General features: G+C 61.0%; 20 protein-coding genes and 1 tRNA gene. 6 read left to right on the top strand and 15 right to left on the bottom strand.

The annotated features are described in order from the left end of the window. Positions 1-94: 94 nt before the first annotated feature. The 5 genes from PYR65_RS07065 to PYR65_RS07045 are packed head-to-tail and all read right to left on the bottom strand — an operon-like array spanning position 95 to position 3,009. On the bottom strand, positions 95-679 hold the full coding sequence (locus tag PYR65_RS07065; RefSeq protein WP_276120451.1) for a DUF3291 domain-containing protein: 585 nt from the start codon (positions 677-679) through the stop codon (positions 95-97). A 1-nt stretch (position 680) separates the two neighbouring features. Continuing rightward, positions 681-1,109, bottom strand: coding sequence for a DUF1178 family protein (locus PYR65_RS07060; RefSeq protein ID WP_060639514.1), 429 nt, complete (start codon positions 1,107-1,109; stop codon positions 681-683). Next, on the bottom strand, positions 1,106-1,963 hold the full coding sequence (locus PYR65_RS07055) for a carbon-nitrogen hydrolase family protein (RefSeq protein WP_276120450.1): 858 nt from the start codon (positions 1,961-1,963) through the stop codon (positions 1,106-1,108). Before PYR65_RS07055 ends, PYR65_RS07060 begins: the two co-directional genes overlap by 4 nt. Positions 1,964-1,975: 12 nt before the next feature. After that, a complete protein-coding gene (gene grxC / locus PYR65_RS07050; RefSeq protein WP_060639512.1) occupies positions 1,976-2,233 on the bottom strand; it encodes a glutaredoxin 3 in 258 nt (85 codons plus the stop codon). A 47-nt stretch (positions 2,234-2,280) separates the two neighbouring features. Continuing rightward, positions 2,281-3,009, bottom strand: a complete 729-nt coding sequence (locus PYR65_RS07045) for a ComF family protein (RefSeq protein ID WP_276120987.1) — start codon at positions 3,007-3,009, stop codon at positions 2,281-2,283. A 128-nt stretch (positions 3,010-3,137) separates the two neighbouring features. Here PYR65_RS07045 and PYR65_RS07040 point away from each other — a divergent pair, with 128 nt between their 5' ends. Then, entirely contained in the window at positions 3,138-4,022 is an 885-nt protein-coding gene (locus PYR65_RS07040; protein WP_276120449.1) for a methyltransferase domain-containing protein, read from the top strand. Between the two features lie 6 nt (positions 4,023-4,028). Here the strand turns inward: PYR65_RS07040 and PYR65_RS07035 are convergent, their stop codons facing one another. From PYR65_RS07035 to PYR65_RS07010, 6 genes are all read right to left on the bottom strand, one after another. Continuing rightward, positions 4,029-4,202, bottom strand: a complete 174-nt coding sequence (locus PYR65_RS07035; RefSeq protein WP_276120448.1) for a Flp family type IVb pilin — start codon at positions 4,200-4,202, stop codon at positions 4,029-4,031. Between the two features lie 134 nt (positions 4,203-4,336). Then, complete coding sequence (locus PYR65_RS07030; RefSeq protein ID WP_060639509.1) at positions 4,337-4,654, bottom strand: hypothetical protein; 318 nt, start codon at positions 4,652-4,654, stop codon at positions 4,337-4,339. A 194-nt stretch (positions 4,655-4,848) separates the two neighbouring features. Then, positions 4,849-5,262, bottom strand: a complete 414-nt coding sequence (gene mutT, locus PYR65_RS07025) for an 8-oxo-dGTP diphosphatase MutT (RefSeq protein ID WP_276120447.1) — start codon at positions 5,260-5,262, stop codon at positions 4,849-4,851. Positions 5,263-5,264: 2 nt separating this feature from the next. Continuing rightward, positions 5,265-6,044 (bottom strand): GNAT family N-acetyltransferase, encoded by a 780-nt coding sequence (locus tag PYR65_RS07020; protein ID WP_407951281.1) that lies wholly within the window; start codon positions 6,042-6,044, stop codon positions 5,265-5,267. Next, positions 6,044-7,285: a bifunctional glutamate N-acetyltransferase/amino-acid acetyltransferase ArgJ gene (argJ, locus tag PYR65_RS07015; RefSeq protein ID WP_276120445.1), complete on the bottom strand. Its 1,242-nt coding sequence runs from the start codon at positions 7,283-7,285 to the stop codon at positions 6,044-6,046. The genes PYR65_RS07020 and argJ overlap by 1 nt, the downstream gene beginning before the upstream one ends. A 144-nt stretch (positions 7,286-7,429) precedes the next feature. Further along, positions 7,430-8,296, bottom strand: a complete 867-nt coding sequence (locus PYR65_RS07010) for a peptidylprolyl isomerase (protein WP_060639505.1) — start codon at positions 8,294-8,296, stop codon at positions 7,430-7,432. A gap of 228 nt (positions 8,297-8,524) precedes the next feature. Here PYR65_RS07010 and secA point away from each other — a divergent pair, with 228 nt between their 5' ends. The 3 genes from secA (at position 8,525) to PYR65_RS06995 (ending at position 14,353) form a co-directional block, all read left to right on the top strand. Continuing rightward, a complete protein-coding gene (secA, locus tag PYR65_RS07005; protein WP_276120444.1) occupies positions 8,525-11,236 on the top strand; it encodes a preprotein translocase subunit SecA in 2,712 nt (903 codons plus the stop codon). A gap of 421 nt (positions 11,237-11,657) precedes the next feature. After that, positions 11,658-13,073, top strand: a complete 1,416-nt coding sequence (locus PYR65_RS07000; RefSeq protein WP_276120443.1) for a lipopolysaccharide biosynthesis protein — start codon at positions 11,658-11,660, stop codon at positions 13,071-13,073. Next, positions 13,070-14,353 carry a GNAT family N-acetyltransferase gene (locus PYR65_RS06995; RefSeq protein WP_276120442.1) on the top strand — a complete coding sequence of 428 codons (1,284 nt, stop codon included), beginning with the start codon at positions 13,070-13,072 and terminating at the stop codon, positions 14,351-14,353. The genes PYR65_RS07000 and PYR65_RS06995 overlap by 4 nt, the downstream gene beginning before the upstream one ends. A gap of 49 nt (positions 14,354-14,402) precedes the next feature. Here PYR65_RS06995 and PYR65_RS06990 read toward each other — a convergent pair whose 3' ends face one another. From PYR65_RS06990 to PYR65_RS06980, 3 genes are all read right to left on the bottom strand, one after another. Beyond that, a complete protein-coding gene (locus PYR65_RS06990; RefSeq protein WP_276120441.1) occupies positions 14,403-16,031 on the bottom strand; it encodes an AMP-binding protein in 1,629 nt (542 codons plus the stop codon). A gap of 106 nt (positions 16,032-16,137) precedes the next feature. Next, entirely contained in the window at positions 16,138-16,362 is a 225-nt protein-coding gene (locus PYR65_RS06985) for a hypothetical protein (protein WP_060639500.1), read from the bottom strand. Positions 16,363-16,631: 269 nt separating this feature from the next. Beyond that, positions 16,632-16,716, bottom strand: a tRNA-Leu gene (locus PYR65_RS06980). Positions 16,717-16,892: 176 nt separating this feature from the next. Here PYR65_RS06980 and PYR65_RS06975 point away from each other — a divergent pair. Both PYR65_RS06975 and PYR65_RS06970 read left to right on the top strand, forming a co-directional pair. Continuing rightward, a complete protein-coding gene (locus PYR65_RS06975; RefSeq protein ID WP_060639499.1) occupies positions 16,893-17,480 on the top strand; it encodes a YqaA family protein in 588 nt (195 codons plus the stop codon). 19 nt (positions 17,481-17,499) lie between these two features. Next, complete coding sequence (locus tag PYR65_RS06970; RefSeq protein ID WP_060639498.1) at positions 17,500-18,021, top strand: disulfide bond formation protein B; 522 nt, start codon at positions 17,500-17,502, stop codon at positions 18,019-18,021. A 56-nt stretch (positions 18,022-18,077) separates the two neighbouring features. Here PYR65_RS06970 and PYR65_RS06965 read toward each other — a convergent pair whose 3' ends face one another. Next, positions 18,078-18,635, bottom strand: coding sequence for an HNH endonuclease (locus PYR65_RS06965; RefSeq protein WP_060639497.1), 558 nt, complete (start codon positions 18,633-18,635; stop codon positions 18,078-18,080). Positions 18,636-18,647: the final 12 nt, after the last annotated feature.

The raw sequence follows: 18,647 nt of genomic DNA, 5'->3' as shown, positions 1-18,647 counted from the left end.
CACCTCCAAACGAGTTTGGTACGAAATATTACTACCAATTGCCGCAATTGCCAACCAAGCCGGCAGCATAATCCCTGCCCCCCTTAACCCCGTGCTAGACTTTCAACGTCAGCACATGCGCAAGCAGATCGGCCTGCCCCTTGGCATTCTCCTGCGCAATCCGCCGGACTTTGTCCCGGTCGATCGCATAGGCTTCACCCCCGGCGGTGAAGGGTTGTTTGAAGGTGAAGGCTCTGCCGGACGCGCCGTGATCGTGGAGATATTCCAGCCGCCCGGCGCCGTCCTGCCAGTCGGGCACGCGGTGGCCGTCCACCCACCAGAGCACAAGCGGCGGCCAGCTCGGTTTGATGTTCCAGTTGCGCCCGTGCTTCAACGCGTCGGCGTGAACGCCATGATAGGAAAATGCCATCAGCGATTCGATATCGGTCCAGAGCGACAAGGAGGACGGCGCGCTGTCAAAACCGCTACCTTCGATGAAACGCGGAAAAACCTGCTGGCCCCAGCTGCGCGGTCCCGGAACGCCGCGATAGCCGGAGCGGCCGATGAAACCGGATGCCCGCGCGGCTGCCTCGAAATTGGCTGGCTCGCGCAACACGAAACCCTCGACGCGAGGGTCGCCTTCTGGCCCGGTATGCAGGCCGAAATTGTAGATGGCCAGACGAGGTCCGCCCGCCGTCATGTCAGTTCACGTCGTCCGGCAGCACCGGCAGGGCGGCAATCTCGATGCCTTCCTCCAGAAGCGCCTTGGCTTCGTCGATCGTCGCCTGCCCGATCAGCCCGCGCTGCTCGGCCTCGCCATAATGGATCTTGCGGGCTTCCTCGGGAAACTTTGTCCCGACATCCTCGGCATTGTCGCGGATGGACGTGACCAGTTCGCGGATCTTGGCCACCGCTTCCTTGCGGGCCTGATCCATCATCAGCACCTTGGTCTCGTCCTTCTTGCGGGCCGTCGAAACCGAAGGCGCCATCAGCTCCTTGCCGACCGTGGCAGAGCCGCAGACGGGACAGGACACCAGGCCAAGCTCCGCCTGCCGGTCGAAATCGGCGCCGGAGGAGAACCATCCCTCGAACGAATGGCCGTTGTCGCAGGCAAGCGTGTATTTGATCAAGCGGCCACGTCCCCGGAGGCGCTGAGCGGCACCTCCTCGAGCTGGAACGGCCGGCCGTTCTTGAGGTTGGGAATCTTGCCGCGCGCCGCCGCAACCTGGGCGATGTCGATATCGGCGATCACGATGCCCGCGCCGGTACCGCTAGCCGAAGTCAGAACGCGTCCCCACGGATCGATGATCATCGAATGCCCGAAAGTCTCGCGGCCATCCTCATGCACCCCGGCCTGGGCGGCGGCGATGACGAACATGCCGTTCTCGATCGCTCTCGCGCGCAGCAGGATCTCCCAATGCGCCTCGCCGGTCTGGCGGGTAAAGGCTGCCGGCACCGACATGATCTGAGCACCCGCTGCTGCCTGCGCCCGGAACAGCTCGGGGAAGCGCACGTCGTAGCAAATGGCGCAGCCGAGCTTGCCGAACGGCAGGCTCACCAGCTTTGCGGTCGCCCCCGGCGTATAGGCGGCACTTTCGCGCCAGCTTTCGCCATTGTCGAGATCGACGTCGAACATGTGGATCTTGTCGTAATGGGTAATCTTTTTGCCATCGGGCCCGAACAGGAAGCCGCGATTGGCCATCTTGCCATCGGCAAGGCCGATCGCCGTTGAGCCGACATGCAGATAGATGCGCAGTTCGCCGGCAAGTTTCGATGCTGCGGCCACGATCAGATCGCTGCCCTCGTCACGAAGCGCAGCCTTCATTGCTGCACGGTCGCGCTGCAGCGCGCCGGTCATTTCCGGCGTCTGCACGTATGTGGCACCCTTGGCGGTAGCCTCGCGCACGAGCTTTGCCATCGTCCCGGCATTTTCGGCCGGATCGACACCGGAACACATCTGGATCGCTGCGGCCTTGAACGTCATGGAAGCGTCTCCTTACGCCGCAAGCATCGCATCGAGCTTGCCGGCGCGTTCCAGCGCATGCAGGTCGTCGCAGCCGCCAATATGGGCATTGTTGATGAAGATCTGCGGGAAAGTCGTGCCGCCATTCGACCGCTCGATCATTTTCTGGCGAATTTCCGGAGCATAGGTTGCGTCATGCTCCTCGAACTGCACGCCCTTGGTTTCCAGAAGTTTCTTGGCTGCGGAACAATAGCCGCAGAATTGACGGGTATAAATGACAACCGAAGCCATGAGTTGATCTGCTCCTTCACCGGCCCTGCGCCAGTACACATACCGTGTCATATAAGACCGGACATGGCTCTTGCAAAGGTCAAAACCGTCACATCGCCTGCCCCCGCCCTCTTCAGCGCCCGGGTCGCCGCCGAAACGGTGGCCCCCGTCGTATAGACGTCATCAACGAGTACGATCCGTTTGCCAAACAGCGCCGCCCGGCCGTCCTCGGTCACCGAGAAAGCGCCCCGCACGTTCTCCGCACGCTGGCTGGCGCCCAGCCCAACCTGTTGCGCGGTGCGCCGGTGGCGGATCAGCACCGTCGCGAGATATGGCTTGCCGGAACTGCGGGCGATGGCCCGGGCAAGCTCGGCCGACTGGTTGAACTTGCGGCCAAACAGCCGGAACGCATGCAGCGGCACCGGGACGATCGCATCGCAAGCCGCAACGGTGCCGTCGCTCGCCCGGATCATCCATTGCGCCATCATCACGGCGAGATCGGTGCGGTCGCGATATTTCAAACCATGGACGAGCGCCTTGGCAATGCCGTCGTGGATGGCAGCCGAGCGCAGCCGCTCGAACACCGGCGGATTGGCGATCGCATCGGCCGACAGGATGCCCGCGCCCAGATCATGGGAAAACGGCAGGCCCAGAACCTCGCAATAGGGCCGCTCGATCAGCCGCAACGTCGCCCAGCAGGCGGGACAGACGCCGCGATGCTGCCCGGTCAAACGGCCGCAACCGGCGCAAACAGGCGGATAGACGGCATCGACCGCCGCCGCCACCAGACCGCGCATGCCTCCCCGCAGCCCCTTGGCCAGCCGCCATCCCGGATTTTCTGCCCCATCATCCGCCATGAGGTTGACTTTACGGCGGGCCGGGTTTCATTGCGATCAGATTTTTGAGTGATCAGGACAGCAAAGCCATGGATATCGTTTTCGACCAGACGCTCATCGAAGCCCGCCGCAAGCGCGCCTTTCGCAACGGCGACCCCAAGGCGCAATTCCTGCTGGAGATCGCCGCCCAGGAACTGTCGGAACGCCTTGATGTCGTGGAGCGCCATTTCGACAAGGCAGTCGAACTGCACGGCTATACCGGCCTTACCGCCCGCTATATCGCAAACACCGGCAAAGTGACGGATATCGAACGCATCGAAACCGATCCGGCCTTTGCCGCCCCGGATGAAACGGTCTCCGCCGCATCGCTGGAAACGGTGCCGCTATCCCCGGAATCGGTCAATCTCATCGTCTCGCCGCTATCGCTGCACCTGACCAACGATACGCCCGGCGTGTTCATCCAGGTGCGCCGTGCGCTTAAACCCGACGGCCTCTTTCTCGCCGCCATTCCCGGCTCCGGCACCTTGCAGGAGCTGCGCGAGGTTCTCCTGGCGGCCGAAAGCGAAATGACCGGCGGCGCCAGCCCGCGCGTCATTCCCTTTGCCGATGTCCGCGATATCGGAGCGCTTTTGCAGCGCGCCGGCTTCAGCCTGCCGGTCGCCGATACCGAAAGCTACACGGTGCGTTACGCATCGCTGTTTTCGCTCTTGAAAGATCTGCGGTCGATGGGAATGACCAATCCGCTTTCGGCCCGCAGCCGCAAGCCCCTGACCCGCAGCTTCTTCGTGAGGGCGGCGGAAATCTATGCCGAACGCTTCGCCGATCCGGATGGCCGCATCAGGGCGACCTTCTCGATCATTTACATTTCCGGCTGGGCGCCGCACGAAAGCCAGCAGAAACCGCTGAAACCCGGCTCGGCGAAACAACGGCTATCCGACGCGCTGAGCACGCGGGAACTGCCGCTGAAAGAATAGGGCCGCTTATTTCGGCGCGCCGGCGAGCGTGGTAGTGATTTTCTGAAACACGAGCAAGAGGTTGTCCGAAAACGCACCGAGACCGACGACCATGGCGGCGGAGATCAGAGTAGCCAAAAGACCGTATTCGACGGCAGTGGCTCCGGAGTTGTCGTTCATAAACCGCATCAAAGTCTTCATCTACTCCCAGCCTGTCCTGTGCATGTGCCAGCGGGAGAGATCACCCGACAGGCACCCAAATTCACCCCATCATTATGGTCAGCCTGACTAGGCTAGGAACAAGCGGGAAGGCCGGGCATCCCGGCTCCACGTCATCAGCAGCCGCTTTTGCTTCCGTCACTGTCGATAATGCAGACTGCGCCCGGCATTTCCTGTAGCACGCTGCGGCGCACCGTGTAGCGCTTGGCCGGCGGGCTGCTCGGGATCGAGCCGGTTGTGATATTATCGTAGTCGATCGGCGCGTTGGCCATCACCTTATTGTCCGATTTCGACAGCATCGGCGTCAAAATGAGGGTCAGCGCGATGACGGCGGTCCCGAACAGCAGCGACAGATTAAGCGCACCGGTGCGGCGGCTCTGGGTCGTCACCAGATCCTTGTCCTGAACCGTTCTCCAAAAATCGTCGTCGACCATTGTCTGCCTCTTCGAATATGTGCGTTTTCTTGAAGACGGCTCACCCACCGCTTCACCATGTCGACGCCTATAAAAAACCGGTATCGGCCACGGGAATCATCCCCAAACCAATAGACACCGGCACTTACTCGAAGCTGATTGTGCGGGAGGGTGATAAATGTTCGATTAATAAAATAGAAATTTCCGGGATTAGATCAGAGCAGATCCATTAAGTAGGGGATAAGTGGCTCGTCAGCCGGCGGCATTGGATAGTCGCGCAGGGCCTTGGGACGGACCCATTTCACCGCCTGCCCTTCCCGGCCATGCGCAACGCCCTCATAACGCCGGCAGACATAGAGCGGCATCAACAGATGAAAATCGTCATAGGTGTGGCTGGCAAAGGTCAAAGGCGCCAGACACGCGACCTTGGTGCGCACGCCAAGCTCCTCATCCAGTTCGCGGATCAGCGTTTCCTCCGGCGTCTCGCCGGGCTCGACCTTGCCGCCCGGAAACTCCCACAGCCCCGCCAGGGACTTGCCCTCGGGCCGCTGCGCCAGAAGGATCCGGCCATCGCTATCGACCAGCGCGCAGGCAGCAACGAGCAGAATTTTCCGGCCGGCACTCTCCATCGTCAAACTCCTTGCCGCCGGTACGCATACCGGTAGACATCCTTGAAGCCGAATTTGCGGTAGAGTTGTATCGCGCCCTCATTGTCGGCTTCGACCGAAAGCCAGGCGGTGCGGGCACCCCGCAGACGCGCCCAGCGCAGCGACGCATTGACGATAGCGCTACCGACGCCCTGACGTCTTACGCTCTCGGCAACCGCCACCTGCAAGATGCCCGCGAGATCATTGTCATGAACGGCGAGCGACACAGCGATCGGTCCCTCGTCCTGCGCCTCGAAGAGAAACAGTCCGCATTCCGGCTTGATGGCGTTGATGATTTCGGCAAGCCCCGCTTTCTCCAGGCTGCTCTCGCCGCAAATCTGCAGCCGTGCGTCAACAAAACGGCCGACATCGCGCAACGGCAGATGTTCGATCGATTCCGTCGTATCGTTCGGCGGAATATCGGCCATCATGACGATGCTCTCAGAGAAAGCGGGCCATTGCTGGTCGTCCATATAGGCAATCAGCGGCGGCGGGGTCAGCGGCGTCTGGCGGACGGTGAGCGGCCGGCCGTAATCGGAAAAACGCTTGGCGGCCTTTTGAAGCCGCACCTCGATATCGCGGCTGTCGGACGGATCGAGCGGATTGACCGAATTCAGCCGCTTGGAATCATGTCCCGCCGTCAGACGGATCAGCCAGCTGCCGTCATACTGTACCGAAGCCGCCGGCCAGGCGCGAAAGCCGACGGCTTCCAGACGGCGCACGTTCGGCAATTCCGCTTTCGAAATCGTATTCTGCACGGCCATCAGCTCCGGTAATCGCCGTTGATCTCGACATATTCCTTCGTCAGATCGCAGGTATAGACGGTCGCGCTGCCTGATCCGAGACCGATCTCGACGCGGATAGCGATGTCTTCCTGCTTCATCACCGCAGACGCGGCAGCCTCCGAATAGGTCGGATCGCGCTCGCCATCAATGGCAACGCGGACATCGCCGAACCAGATTGCCAACCGGTCGCGGTCGGCAAGCTCGCCGGATTTTCCGACCGCCATGACCACGCGGCCCCAATTGGCATCCTCGCCGGCCACTGCCGTCTTCACCAGCGGCGAATTGGCAATCGACAGACCGATGCGCTTGGCAGCAGCGTCGCTCTCTGCGCCCTCAACGGTCACGGCAACCATCTTGCGGGCACCTTCGCCATCGCGAACCACCTGCAGCGCCAGATCGCGCAGGAGATCGTTAAGGGCCACACGGAAACCATCGAGCGCCGGATCGGTTGGGCTGACGATCTTTGCCTGCCCGTCCTTGCCGGCAGCGCCAGTTGCAAACAGCATCAGCGTGTCGGAGGTCGATGTATCGCTATCGACGGTGACGGAGTTGAAGGTCGGGCCTGTGCCCTCGGACAACAGAACCTGCAGGGCTTCCGGCGTGATATCCGCGTCGGTGACGACGAACGACAGCATCGTCGCCATATCGGGCGCGATCATGCCGGCACCCTTGGCGATGCCGTTGATGGTGACGGTAACGCCGCCAATTTCGGTGCTGCGGGTGGCAACCTTCGGATAGGTGTCTGTGGTCATGATCGCCTTGGCGGCTTCGAACCAGAAATCGCCTACCGCCTTTTCGGTCATGTCGCTGAGAACGCCGGCAAATTTCGTCGCATCCAGCGGTTCGCCGATGACGCCGGTGGAGGCGAGAAACACCTCACCGGTCGAGCACCCAACCGCCTGCGACGCGGACTGTGCTGTGAGTTCCGTCGCCGCCCTGCCCTTCTTGCCGGTAAAGGCATTGGCATTGCCGGAATTGACGACCACCGCGCGGGCAAGGCCGCCGGAAAGGTTCTGGCGGCAGAAATCGACGGGAGCGGACGGGCAGCGCGACCGGGTAAAGACACCGGCGACGGCAGCCGGCGCGTCGAACACCATCAGCAGGACATCCGTGCGGTTCTTGTACTTGATGCCGGCGGCGGCTGTCGCCATGCGCACGCCGCGCACTGGCGGCATGTCGGCAAAGGATTTGGGGGCAAGCGGGGAAACGGAACCGGACATGATCAACCCTGTTTAGCGATGATGGCCCGGCCTGCGGGCCCACAAACGAAATCCCGAAGAGCCTGACGCCTCCGGGACCTTTGTCGTTCACTTGATATCAGAACGGCGTGACCGGCCGGCGACGAACGGTCACGCGTCGTCTCGTCAGTTGGCGGTCTCGGCTTCCGCCTTGTTGGCCTCGTCATAGGCCTTCTTCAAAGCCGGATCGGTGATATCGACGCCCGCGTCCTTCTTGGCTGCGGTCAGAAGCTCGATATACTTGTCGCGCATGACGAGCTGCTTGACCTGCGGCTCGACCTGCTCGAACGGCGGCGGCGGCTGCATGCGCTTGTCTTCGAGCAGGATGACATGGAAGCCGAACTGCGTCTTGACCGGCACTTCGGTATACTTGCCCTTTTCGAGCTTGAAGGCCGCTTCGGAGAATTCCGGAACCATGCGGTCCTTGGTGAAATAGCCGAGATCGCCGCCATCAGCCTTGTTCGGATCGGTCGACTTTTCCTTGGCGATGGTCGCAAAGTCCTTGCCGGCATCCAGATCCTTGATGATCGCCTTGGCTTCTTCCTCGGTCTTCACCAGAATATGGCGGGCCTTGGCTTCTTCCTGCGCCGGGATCTTGGCGATTTCCACGTCGTAGCGGGCCTTAACCTCTTCCGGCTTGACGGCATCGACGACGTGCTTCTTGAAGAAGGCATTGTGCAGCTCGCGGTCGGTCAGATAGGCAAGACGCTTCTTGAAGTCCGCATCGTTCTGCAGGCCTTCCTTGTCCGCATCCTTGGCCAGGAGCTTCACGTCGATCAGGCCGGAAAGGGCTGCGGCGCGCTTCTGGTCGTCCGGCAGCTGGGCAAGCTGCGGATCAAGGCCGGTCAGGGCATAATCGAGCTCGGACTGGTGGATTTCCGTATCGCCAACCTTGGCAATAACCGGATCGGCCGCGTCCTGCGCTGCTGCCGGGCCCTGGGCGGCCATGACAGCGATCAGGGCAACTGCCGCAAGCATTTTGTATTTCAACATCCTCATACCTTCCACGATGGTATCCGAACCGCGGTCACGGCCGGCCTGAAACGTTCCACATCATCAGATTGTGGCCGTTCTGTAGCCTTGGCGTGCCTCAACTCCGTTGACATAATTCGACCCCCCTCTTATCTGTCACGCAACCTCGCGTCCAGAACAGTTCCGGGCGTTTCATAGTATTTCGCGGAAATTGACCGCGTTGGCGACATAGAAGAAAGGACCATTCTTATGGTCAGTCTCGGCGGCCTCGCCCGCAAAATCTTCGGCTCATCGAATGACCGCCGTGTGCGGGGCTACAAAGCCAAGGTCGATGCCATCAACGCCCTGGAAGCTGAAACCAAAGCGCTTTCCGACGAGGCCCTGGCCGCCAAGACCGTTGAGTTCCGCCAGCAGCTGGCGGATGGCAAGACGCTAGACGATCTGCTGATCCCGGCTTTTGCCGTTGCCCGCGAAGGCGCGCGGCGGGCGCTGGGCCTGCGACCTTTTGACGTCCAGCTGATCGGCGGGATCATCCTGCACGAAAAGTCGATCGCGGAAATGAAAACCGGCGAAGGCAAGACCCTTGTCGCCACACTGCCGGTCTATCTCAACGCGCTTGCCGGCAAGGGCGTTCACGTCGTCACGGTCAACGATTACCTCGCCACCCGCGACTCGGCGACGATGAACCGGATCTATTCGTTTCTCGGCCTGACCACGGGCGTCATCGTCCACGGCCTGACCGACGACCAGCGCCGCGACGCCTATGCTTGCGACGTCACTTACGCGACCAACAACGAACTCGGCTTCGATTATCTGCGCGACAACATGAAGTACGAGCGCAACCAGATGGTCCAGCGCGGACATTTCTTCGCGATCGTCGACGAAGTCGATTCGATCCTCGTCGATGAAGCCCGTACGCCGCTGATCATTTCCGGCCCGCTCGACGACCGCTCGGATCTCTACAACACTATCGACCGGTTCATTCCGCTGCTGTCGCCGGAAGATTACGAGATCGACGAAAAGCAGCGCTCGGCCAACTTCTCTGAAGACGGCACGGAAAAGCTCGAAAACCTTTTGCGTGAGGCAAACCTGTTGAAGGGCGAGACGCTCTACGACGTGGAAAACGTCGCGATCGTACATCACGTCAACAATGCGTTGAAGGCGCACAAGCTTTTCCAGAAGGACAAGGACTATATTGTCCGCAACGACGAGATCGTCATCATCGACGAATTCACCGGCCGCATGATGCCAGGCCGCCGCTATTCGGAAGGCCAGCATCAGGCCCTCGAAGCCAAGGAAAAGGTTACCATCCAGCCGGAAAACCAGACGCTTGCCTCGGTAACCTTCCAGAACTATTTCCGCATGTACAACAAGCTCGGCGGCATGACCGGCACGGCTTCGACCGAAGCCGAGGAATTCGGCAATATCTACGGCCTCGAAGTCGTCGAAGTGCCGACCAATCTGCCGATCAAGCGTATCGATGAAGACGACGAAGTCTACCGGACGGTTGAAGAGAAATACAAGGCGATTATCGCCGAGATCAAGGAATCCCAGGACCGCCAGCAGCCGGTTCTGGTCGGCACCACCTCGATCGAAAAGTCCGAGCTTCTGGCAAAGATGCTCAAGGACGCCGGTTTCACCAATTTCCAGGTCTTGAATGCCCGTTACCACGAGCAAGAAGCCTATATCGTTTCGCAGGCCGGCGTGCCCGGCGCGGTGACCATCGCCACCAACATGGCAGGCCGCGGCACCGACATCCAGCTCGGCGGCAACCTGGAAATGCGCGTCGAGCGTGAGCTCGGCGAGATGGAACATGGCCCCGAGCGCGACGAAAAGGAAGCCGCGATCAAGGTTGAGGTTCAGCGTCTGAAGGACATCGCCCTGGGTGCCGGTGGCCTCTACGTTCTGGCGACCGAACGTCACGAAAGCCGCCGCATCGATAACCAGCTGCGCGGCCGTTCCGGCCGTCAGGGCGACCCCGGCCGCTCGAAATTCTTCCTGTCGCTGCAGGACGACCTGATGCGCATCTTCGGCTCCGACCGCATGGACTCGATGTTGCAGAAGCTTGGTCTCAAGGAAGGCGAAGCGATCGTCCATCCCTGGATCAACAAGGCGCTGGAACGCGCCCAGAAGAAGGTCGAGGCCAGAAACTTCGACACGCGTAAAAACCTTCTGAAATACGACGACGTTCTGAACGACCAGCGCAAGGTCATCTTCGAACAGCGCATCGAGATGATGGATGCAACGGATATTTCCGAAACCGTGTCCGACATGCGCCACGAGGTGATCGAGGATATCGTTGCCAAGCGCATTCCGGAAAAAGCCTATGCCGAGCAGTGGGATGCCACCGGCCTGAAGATCGACGTGCAGAATTCGCTGAACCTCGACCTGCCGATCGTCGAATGGGCTGCCGAGGAAGGCATAGACGAAAACGACATTCGCGAGCGCATCACCGCTGAGGCCGACAAGGCAGCGGCAGACCGCGCCGAACGCTTTGGCCCGGACATCATGCTCTATGTCGAGCGCTCCGTGGTTCTCCAGACGCTCGATCATCTGTGGCGCGAGCATATCGTCAACCTCGATCACCTGCGCTCTGTCATCGGCTTCCGTGGCTATGCTCAGCGCGACCCGCTGCAGGAATACAAGTCGGAAGCCTTCGAGCTGTTCCAGGCGCTGCTGGGCAATCTGCGCCAGGCCGTGACGGCACAACTGATGCGCGTCGAGCTCGTTCGTGAAGCCGCCGAAGCGCCACAGCCGGTTCCGCCGGAAATGGTCGGCCATCACATCGATCCCGACACCGGCGTCGACGACTTCGCCGAAAGCGTCAACCTGAACTTCGTCGAACCGGAAAACCGCAATCCGCAAGACCCGTCCAGCTGGGGCAAGGTTTCCCGCAACGAGCCCTGCCCCTGCGGCTCCGGCAAGAAATACAAGCATTGCCACGGTGCATTTGAAGCATAAGCTTTGAGAGCTTGATTTTTTAAGCGATATCGCTTAATTCTGAAGTGGCAGACGGGATTGCACTCCCGTCTGCCTTGGACTTATTTAGCGAAATTTATCCGGACGGCGATTGACCAGCCCGTCCGGGTTTTCCGCATCATAAGCGTGATGCTAAATGGCTTTTGCCACATAGAACACCTCCAGATTCGACAGCAAGGCCGTTGCCACAGCCGGGGAGGCCATCTTCCCGGTTGCGCGGGCTGGCTTCGCGCTCGCTGCTTCTGCTATCGAATACAACCGATAATAGCATATGATTTTCTGTTGTCAGCCACCGGCGGCTTTGTAAAACTCCGTGCCGGCGGCTCCCGATTGCACCCTTTGTTAACGCTGTTCTGTCAAGACTGACATTCTGTTTTGCGTAGTTTCGGGTACTCCATTGTTCATGGCAGCATGTCAAACGGCTGGACGAATTCTGCCGCCCGCATTGAGGGTGCGGCTATCGCCTCTGCTTGAAAAGCTCGTTCCCGTGCTGACGAGCAGCGATCCCAAACATCTTGCACAGCGCATGGCGCTTGTCGCCTTCGCCATCCGTGTCGTCAGCGCGGCCATCGCCTTCGTGTCGCAGATCATCCTGGCACGCGTTATGGGCGAGTTCGAATACGGCATCTTCGTTTTCGTCTGGGTGCTGGTGGTTCTGTTTGGAAACCTCTCCTGCCTTGGCTTTCACACCGCCATCATCCGCTTCCTGCCACAGTACCGTGCCCGCGAGGCCCTGGCTGAAATTCGCGGGATGACGACGACGGTGCGCATCTTCGCGCTGATGTCGGCGACCGGCGTTGCCGTCATTGGCATCGGCGGCCTCTGGCTGTTCGGCGAACGGATCGAAAGCTATTATCTTGTCCCGCTCTATCTCGGCGTCTTTTCGCTGCCGATGATTGCGCTTGGCGACGTGATGGACGGCACCTCGCGCGCCCATAGCTGGGCGGTTTCGGCGATGAGCCCGACATACATCATCCGGCCGGTCCTCATCCTCGGCTTCATGATGCTCGCGGTTGCGATCGGCGAGCCGCATACGGCCCGCACCGCGATGATCGCCGCAATGGCAGCCACCTACCTGACCAGTGTCAGCCAGTTCTTCATCCTGACCTGGCGTTTGCGCCGGCGCTACGTTAAGGGGCCCAGCCGCATCGAATTCGGCATCTGGTTTCGCGTTGCGCTGCCGATCTTCCTGATCGAGGGTTTCGGCTTCATGCTGACCAATTCCGACGTCGTCATCGTCGGACTTTACCTCGATCCGGCAAGCGTCGCGATCTATTTTGCCGCCGCAAAAACCATGGCGCTGGTGCATTTCGTGATGTTTTCTGTAAAAGCCGCCGCATCCCCGCGCTTTTCCGCCGCCATGGCCAATCCCGACCGCCAGCAACTGGCCGTCATCGCCATTGAAAGCGCCAAATGGTCGTTCTGGCCATCGCTCGCTGTCGGCCTGATGGTGCTTGCCTGCGGCTCGTTCCTCCTGTCGCTGTTTGGCCCCGCCTTCGTTTCCGGCTATCCGCTGATGGCCATCCTGTTTGCCGGCATCATGGCAAAGGCGCTGGTGGGCCCGGCCGAAGCCTTTCTCACCATGGCTGGCCGGCAAAAACTCTGCGTCGCGCTCTATGCAGTGGCCCTTGTGTGCAATCTGGCGCTCAACGTCACGATGATCCCGATGTTCGGGCTGACCGGCGCGGCGATCGCCACGGCCGGCGCCATGGTCGTCGAGGCCATCCTCCTTCACGTCGCTGTCCGGCGTACTTTCGGCATTGTTCTCTTTGCCTTTGCCGATCCCCGAACCATCAAAGCAGAGGCACCCCGCCCATGACCGGCAACCCGCATTTTCCAGATGACGCCAACAGCCGGTCGGCCCGTATCCTCGGGGGCCTTGCGCAGCCGGTGCCGGACCAGCCCGTTGCCGACAACACCATTGCCATCGGCCGCCCCGGCCGCCAGCTTTGCTTTTATCCCGCGCGTCAAGGCTATGAACTGCAGGCCGAACTCGATTTCCTCTCCAACCGCGCCATGGAGCCGAACGTCTTCTTCACCGGCCGCTTCCTCGCGCCTGCCATGCCGCGCCTCGAAGACCGCATCATCCGCCTGGCGCTGATCCGCGACAATGACGAACGCCGCAGCCGCATTCGCTTTCTGATGCCGTTCTCGATCGAGAAGCCGGGTTTTTCCATCGGCGCGCCGATCATCCGCGCCTGGTCCAATCCGTTCGGCCCGCTCGGCGTGCCCCTGCTCGACGCGGAAGATGCGGCCGAAACCATCGACAATTTCTACGAGGCGCTCACCTCGCCTGCGGCAAATCTTCCCGGCGTTCTCGTGCTGCCCGATATTCGCCTCAAGGGCAAATTCGCCCAGCTGGCCCGTGCCGTCGCCATCGGCCGCAATCTGCCGCTGACGGTGACCGACACGTTCAGCCGGCCGATGCTGGAAAGCCTGCAGGACGGCCAGACCTATCTGCGCCATGCCATCAGCGCTGGCCATCTGCGCGAGTTGCGCCGCCAATGGAAGCTGCTCGAACGGCTCGGCCGCGTCTCCTACAATGTCGCCCGTCAGCCCGCCGATATCCGCGTCCGGATGGAAGAATTTCTGGCGCTGGAGGCAAGCGGCTGGAAAGGCCGCGCGGCAACAGCCATGGTGCTCGACCGCTACCGCGCAGCCTTTGCGCGCGAGGCAATCACCAATCTCGCCGAAGCCGACAGCGTCCGCATCCACACGATCGATCTCGATGGTACGGCGATTGCCTCGATGATCGTCTTCATGATGGCGGGCGAGGCCTATACCTGGAAAACCGCCTATGACGAGCAATATGCCAAATACTCGCCGGGCAAGCTGCTTCTGGCCGAACTGACCGAATGGCATCTCGACGATGCCAACATCATGCGCTCCGACAGCTGCGCCGTCCCCGATCATCCGGTCATGAGCCGTTTCTGGGAGGAGCGCGAGGAGATGGGAACGCTGGTGATCGGCCTCAAGCAGAATCGCGACCGCGATGTGCGCCAGGTGGCGGCCCAGCTGCATCTCTACCGCAACACCCGCAACATGGCGCGGCTGCTGCGCGAAAAGATCCGCTCGCTGGCACCCCGCGTCCTGCGCTAGAGCCTCGTACGATCAATGAGGCTCTAGGCAAATCGGCCCCGGAGACACATCAACCCTCGGCGACGGCCCTGTCGCGCAGCAGGCGGCGGATGACCTTGCCGGAGGTTGTCAGCGGCAGGCTGTCGAGGAACTCGATCTCGCGCGGATATTCATGCATCGACAGCCGCGTCTTTACCCAGTCGCGAATATCTGCGGCGAGTTCTGGGCTTGCCACATAATCTGGCCTCAGCACCACATAGGCCTTGACGATCTCGGTGCGCACCGGATCGGGCTTGCCGATCGCAGCAGCCAGCTGCACCGCCGGGTGGCCCGCCAGGCAATCCTCTATCTCGCCCGGGCCGATCCGGTAGCCGGACGACGTGATGACATCGTCGTCACGGCCAAAGAAGGTGATATAGCCCTCTTCGTCCTCGATGCCCTGGTCCCCCGTCGTCATCCAGTCGCCGATAAACTTAGCCGCCGTCGCCGCCTCATTGTTCCAATAGCCGAGAAACATCACCGGATCAGGCCTGCGGACAGCAACCTGCCCGACGGTTCCGGCAGGCAGCCTCACGCCCGCTCCATCGATGATCGCAACCTCGTGGCCTGGCGCCGGCTTGCCCATCGAGCCCGGCTTGAGCACGCCGAGATTGGCAGCGGACGACAGGACGATATTGCACTCGGTCTGGCCATAGAACTCGTTGACCGGAACGCCGAAGGCGGCACTGGCCTGTTCCCAGGTTTCGCGCCCGAGCGATTCGCCCGCCGAGCCGATCGTGCGTAGATCGAGCCTGTAGAGTACACGCGGATTGTCCACCGCCTTCATCAAGCGCAACGCCGTCGGCGGGATGAAGGCATTGCGCACCTCCATCTCCTCCAGGATGCGAAACGCCATATGCGGATCGAATTTCTGGCCGGGAGAAGACACCACGGGAACACCGAGAAACAAGGACGGCAGGAGCGCATTCAGGAGCCCGCCGGCCCAGGCCCAGTCGGCCGGCGTCCACATCCGGTCGCCCGGCTGTGGCAGGAAGGCATGGTGGAACTGGAAGCCGGGGACATGGCCGAGCAGGACCCGATGCCCATGCAGCGCGCCCTTCGGCGGCCCTGTCGTTCCCGACGTGTAGATCATCATCGCCGGATCATCCGGCACCGTATCGGCGGCGGTAAAATCGGCCGCTAGCGTCTGCGCAAGCGCGGCAAAACCGATCGTGTCCTGCCCTTCGCCATCCACCAGCACTACCGTTTTCAGATCCGGCAGCTGCCTGCGGATCGCTGCAATTTTTTCATAACCGAAACGATTGGTGACAACCGCCACCGCGCCCGCATCGCGCAGCCGGTATTCAAGCGCTTCAACACCGAAGAGCAGCGCCAGCGGCAGCGCGATGGCACCCAGCTTGTAGATGCCGGCATGGGCAATGGCCGTCTCGAAACTCTGCGGCAAAAGGATCGCCACGCGATCTCCGGGCCTGACACCCTGATCCAGAAGCCCTTGCGCAAAAGCGGAGGATTGCGCCGAAAAAGCCCCATAGGTCAAAGACAGATGCGCGCCATCGGGGCTGAAATGCTGCAGGCAGACACGATCCGGATCGCGCTTTGCCCAGGCATCGCTGACAGCCACGCCGATGTTGAATTTGTCCGGAATCTGCCAGCGGAAATCGCGGCGGAGATTGTCATAGGTATCGCTGATCGGAAGCATGTGCCCGCCGCAAGAAATGTCGCTGCAGCGCACCTAACACTTCCGGCCAAGGAAATTCAACCAAAGCTCGCTGAGCGTTGAGAACCGGCGGCGCGTTCCCGGCACGTCAGGACGCAAAAGCAACTTCGCGGCTATGCCGGTCGTTCAAAGCCCCCAGCAATTCGTCCTGCGTCGTATAGCCCGCAAAGAACAGATCGATGACGGCACCGGCCGCACTGACGCCTTCCTGGCTGCGCAAACGAACGCCACGCTCCGCGCAAAAGGAAAACAACGCGCCGGACAACGCATCGATATCATCAAAAATGGCGCAGGACGCAGCAGACTGGGACATGCTCGGCTCCGGTTTAAAGGCAGAATGTGCCAATGAGGGATTTGATTTGTCCCAGACTGATCACGACAGCCGCGTTTTGCAACGCTGATGCCACGAGGCGGTTAATCGTCTATCCGAAGTGTTCTGATATGGCGCACACCAAAAGTGATAGCGCGAATTCGCGCGCCAAATGGTTGTGTTTCGATTAAGCAACTTACGCGCCGCGCGAAAAGGACTGGCGCGTTCGACGGAGCGATACGCAATACAACAGCTGTGATTAAAAATCGAAATGGTGCCCCGTGCCGGAATCGAACCAGCACTCCTCTCGGAACCTGATTTTGAGTCAGGCGCGTCTACCAATTCCGCCAACGGGGCACGGATACCTTTCGGGGTAGCAAAAAGCGTTTACACGAACCGTTTCGGAACGGTCAACCGGGATTTTGAAGATCGGGGGCCGGGAATCACAAAACTGTGCAATTCGCGCTGTAGCAAATCATTTACAGCATGGCCAATCCTGCCTAAAAGGCGGGAACCGAAACTGGAAATCCTTGATGCTTCGACGCCTTTACGACTGGACCATGTCGCTTGCCGCCCGGAAATCCGCCGAAGCGTGGCTCGCAGTCATCGCATTCGTTGAAAGTTCCGTCTTCCTGGTTCCGGCCGACGTTCTCTTCCTGCCGATGGCGCTGGCCAAGCCCGAGCGTGCCTACCGCTATGCGCTGGTGGCAACGATCGCGTCCGTTCTCGGGGGCATTGCCGGCTGGTATATCGGTCATTACGCTTTCGAGGCGCTGGCCAAGCCGATCCTGCATTTCTATGGCAAGCTCGAAGCCTTTGAGGCGATGAAGGCATCGGTCGGCTATGAGACGCTGGTGCTGCTGCTGGTCACGTCAGGCCTTGCGCATCTGCCGCCGATCAAGGTTGTGACCATCCTGTCGGGTGCTGCCAATATCAGTCTGGGGCTGTTCATCGTCTCGGCGGTCATTGCCCGCGGCGCCCGCTTCTTCCTTCTCGCCTGGCTTTTGCAGCGCTATGGCGAAGAAATCCGCCATTTCATCGAAAAGCGTCTCGGTCTTCTGGCAGCGGCTTGCGCCGGTGTGCTGATCGCCATGTTCGCCGCCTACCGTTTCCTTGCCTGAGATTTTGCCTGACATTCCGATGGAGCCCGCCGTGAGCGACAGCCAGACCCAGTCCCCCCGCGGCCTTCTGCCGTCTGTCCTTGCCACGCTCGGCATGACCGGCACCGTCGGCGGCGCGCTCGCGTTCGAGCATATCGGCGGCTACATCCCCTGTGCGCTCTGCCTCTTGCAGCGCACGCCCTATTACTGGGGCATTCCGATTGGGCTCGTCGCGATTGCGACGTCCTTCCTGCGGCTTCCGGTCTGGACGACCCGCGCGCTGCTGGTGGTCATCGGCATCCTGATGCTGGTGGGGGCCGGAACCGGCGTCTATCATGCCGGCGTCGAATGGCATTTCTGGGAAGGTCCAGCCACCTGCGCAACCTCTGCCTCAGGCGTGTCCGGCAATGTCGGCGACCTGCTCGGCGATCTCGACAGCAAACACGGCCCGTCTTGCACGGATGCAGCCCTGCGCGTGCTCGGTCTGTCCTTTGCCGGATGGAATGTCATTGCCAGCCTGATCCTGGCGGCCATTGCCCTGCGCGGCGCCGCCAAGGCGTAAGCCTTGACGCGGCTGCAAGCGCAGCCGCAGCCGTTACAGATATCCAGCCCGCTCGATCAAGGCTGCAGTTCGACATCCCAGTAGAGATAGTCCATCCAGCTGTCATGCAGATGGTTGGGTGGGAACAGCCGGCCGTTATTGTGCAGGTCCTGCACCGTCGGGTGGAACGGTTTCTGGTGCGGGAACATGCCCGCCTGGCGTGGCATCTTGCCGCCCTTGCGCAGATTGCACGGCGAGCAGGCGGCGACGACATTTTCCCAGGTGGTCTGGCCGCCGCAGCAGCGCGGGATCACATGGTCGAAGGTCAGATCGTCCGGAGAGCCGCAATACTGGCATTCGAAACGGTCACGCAGGAACACGTTGAACCGCGTGAAGGCGGGATGGCGCGATGGCTGCACGTAGCTTTTCAGGCAGACGACACTGGGCAGGCGCATGGAAAAGCTGGGGGAAGAGACCTGATGATCGTATTCGGCCAGGATATGCACACGGTCTAGGAAAACGGCCTTGATCGCGTCCTGCCAGGACCAGAGCGACAAGGGGTAATAACTCAGCGGCCTATAGTCAGCGTTCAGCACGAGCGCTGGAAGGCCGTGTGGTGAGACTGCAATCGTCAAGCCAGTATACTC

Source organism: Pararhizobium qamdonense, assembly GCF_029277445.1.
GTDB classification, from domain to species: Bacteria; Pseudomonadota; Alphaproteobacteria; order Rhizobiales; family Rhizobiaceae; genus Pararhizobium; species Pararhizobium qamdonense.
This window is presented reverse-complemented; position numbering and strand designations above follow the sequence as displayed.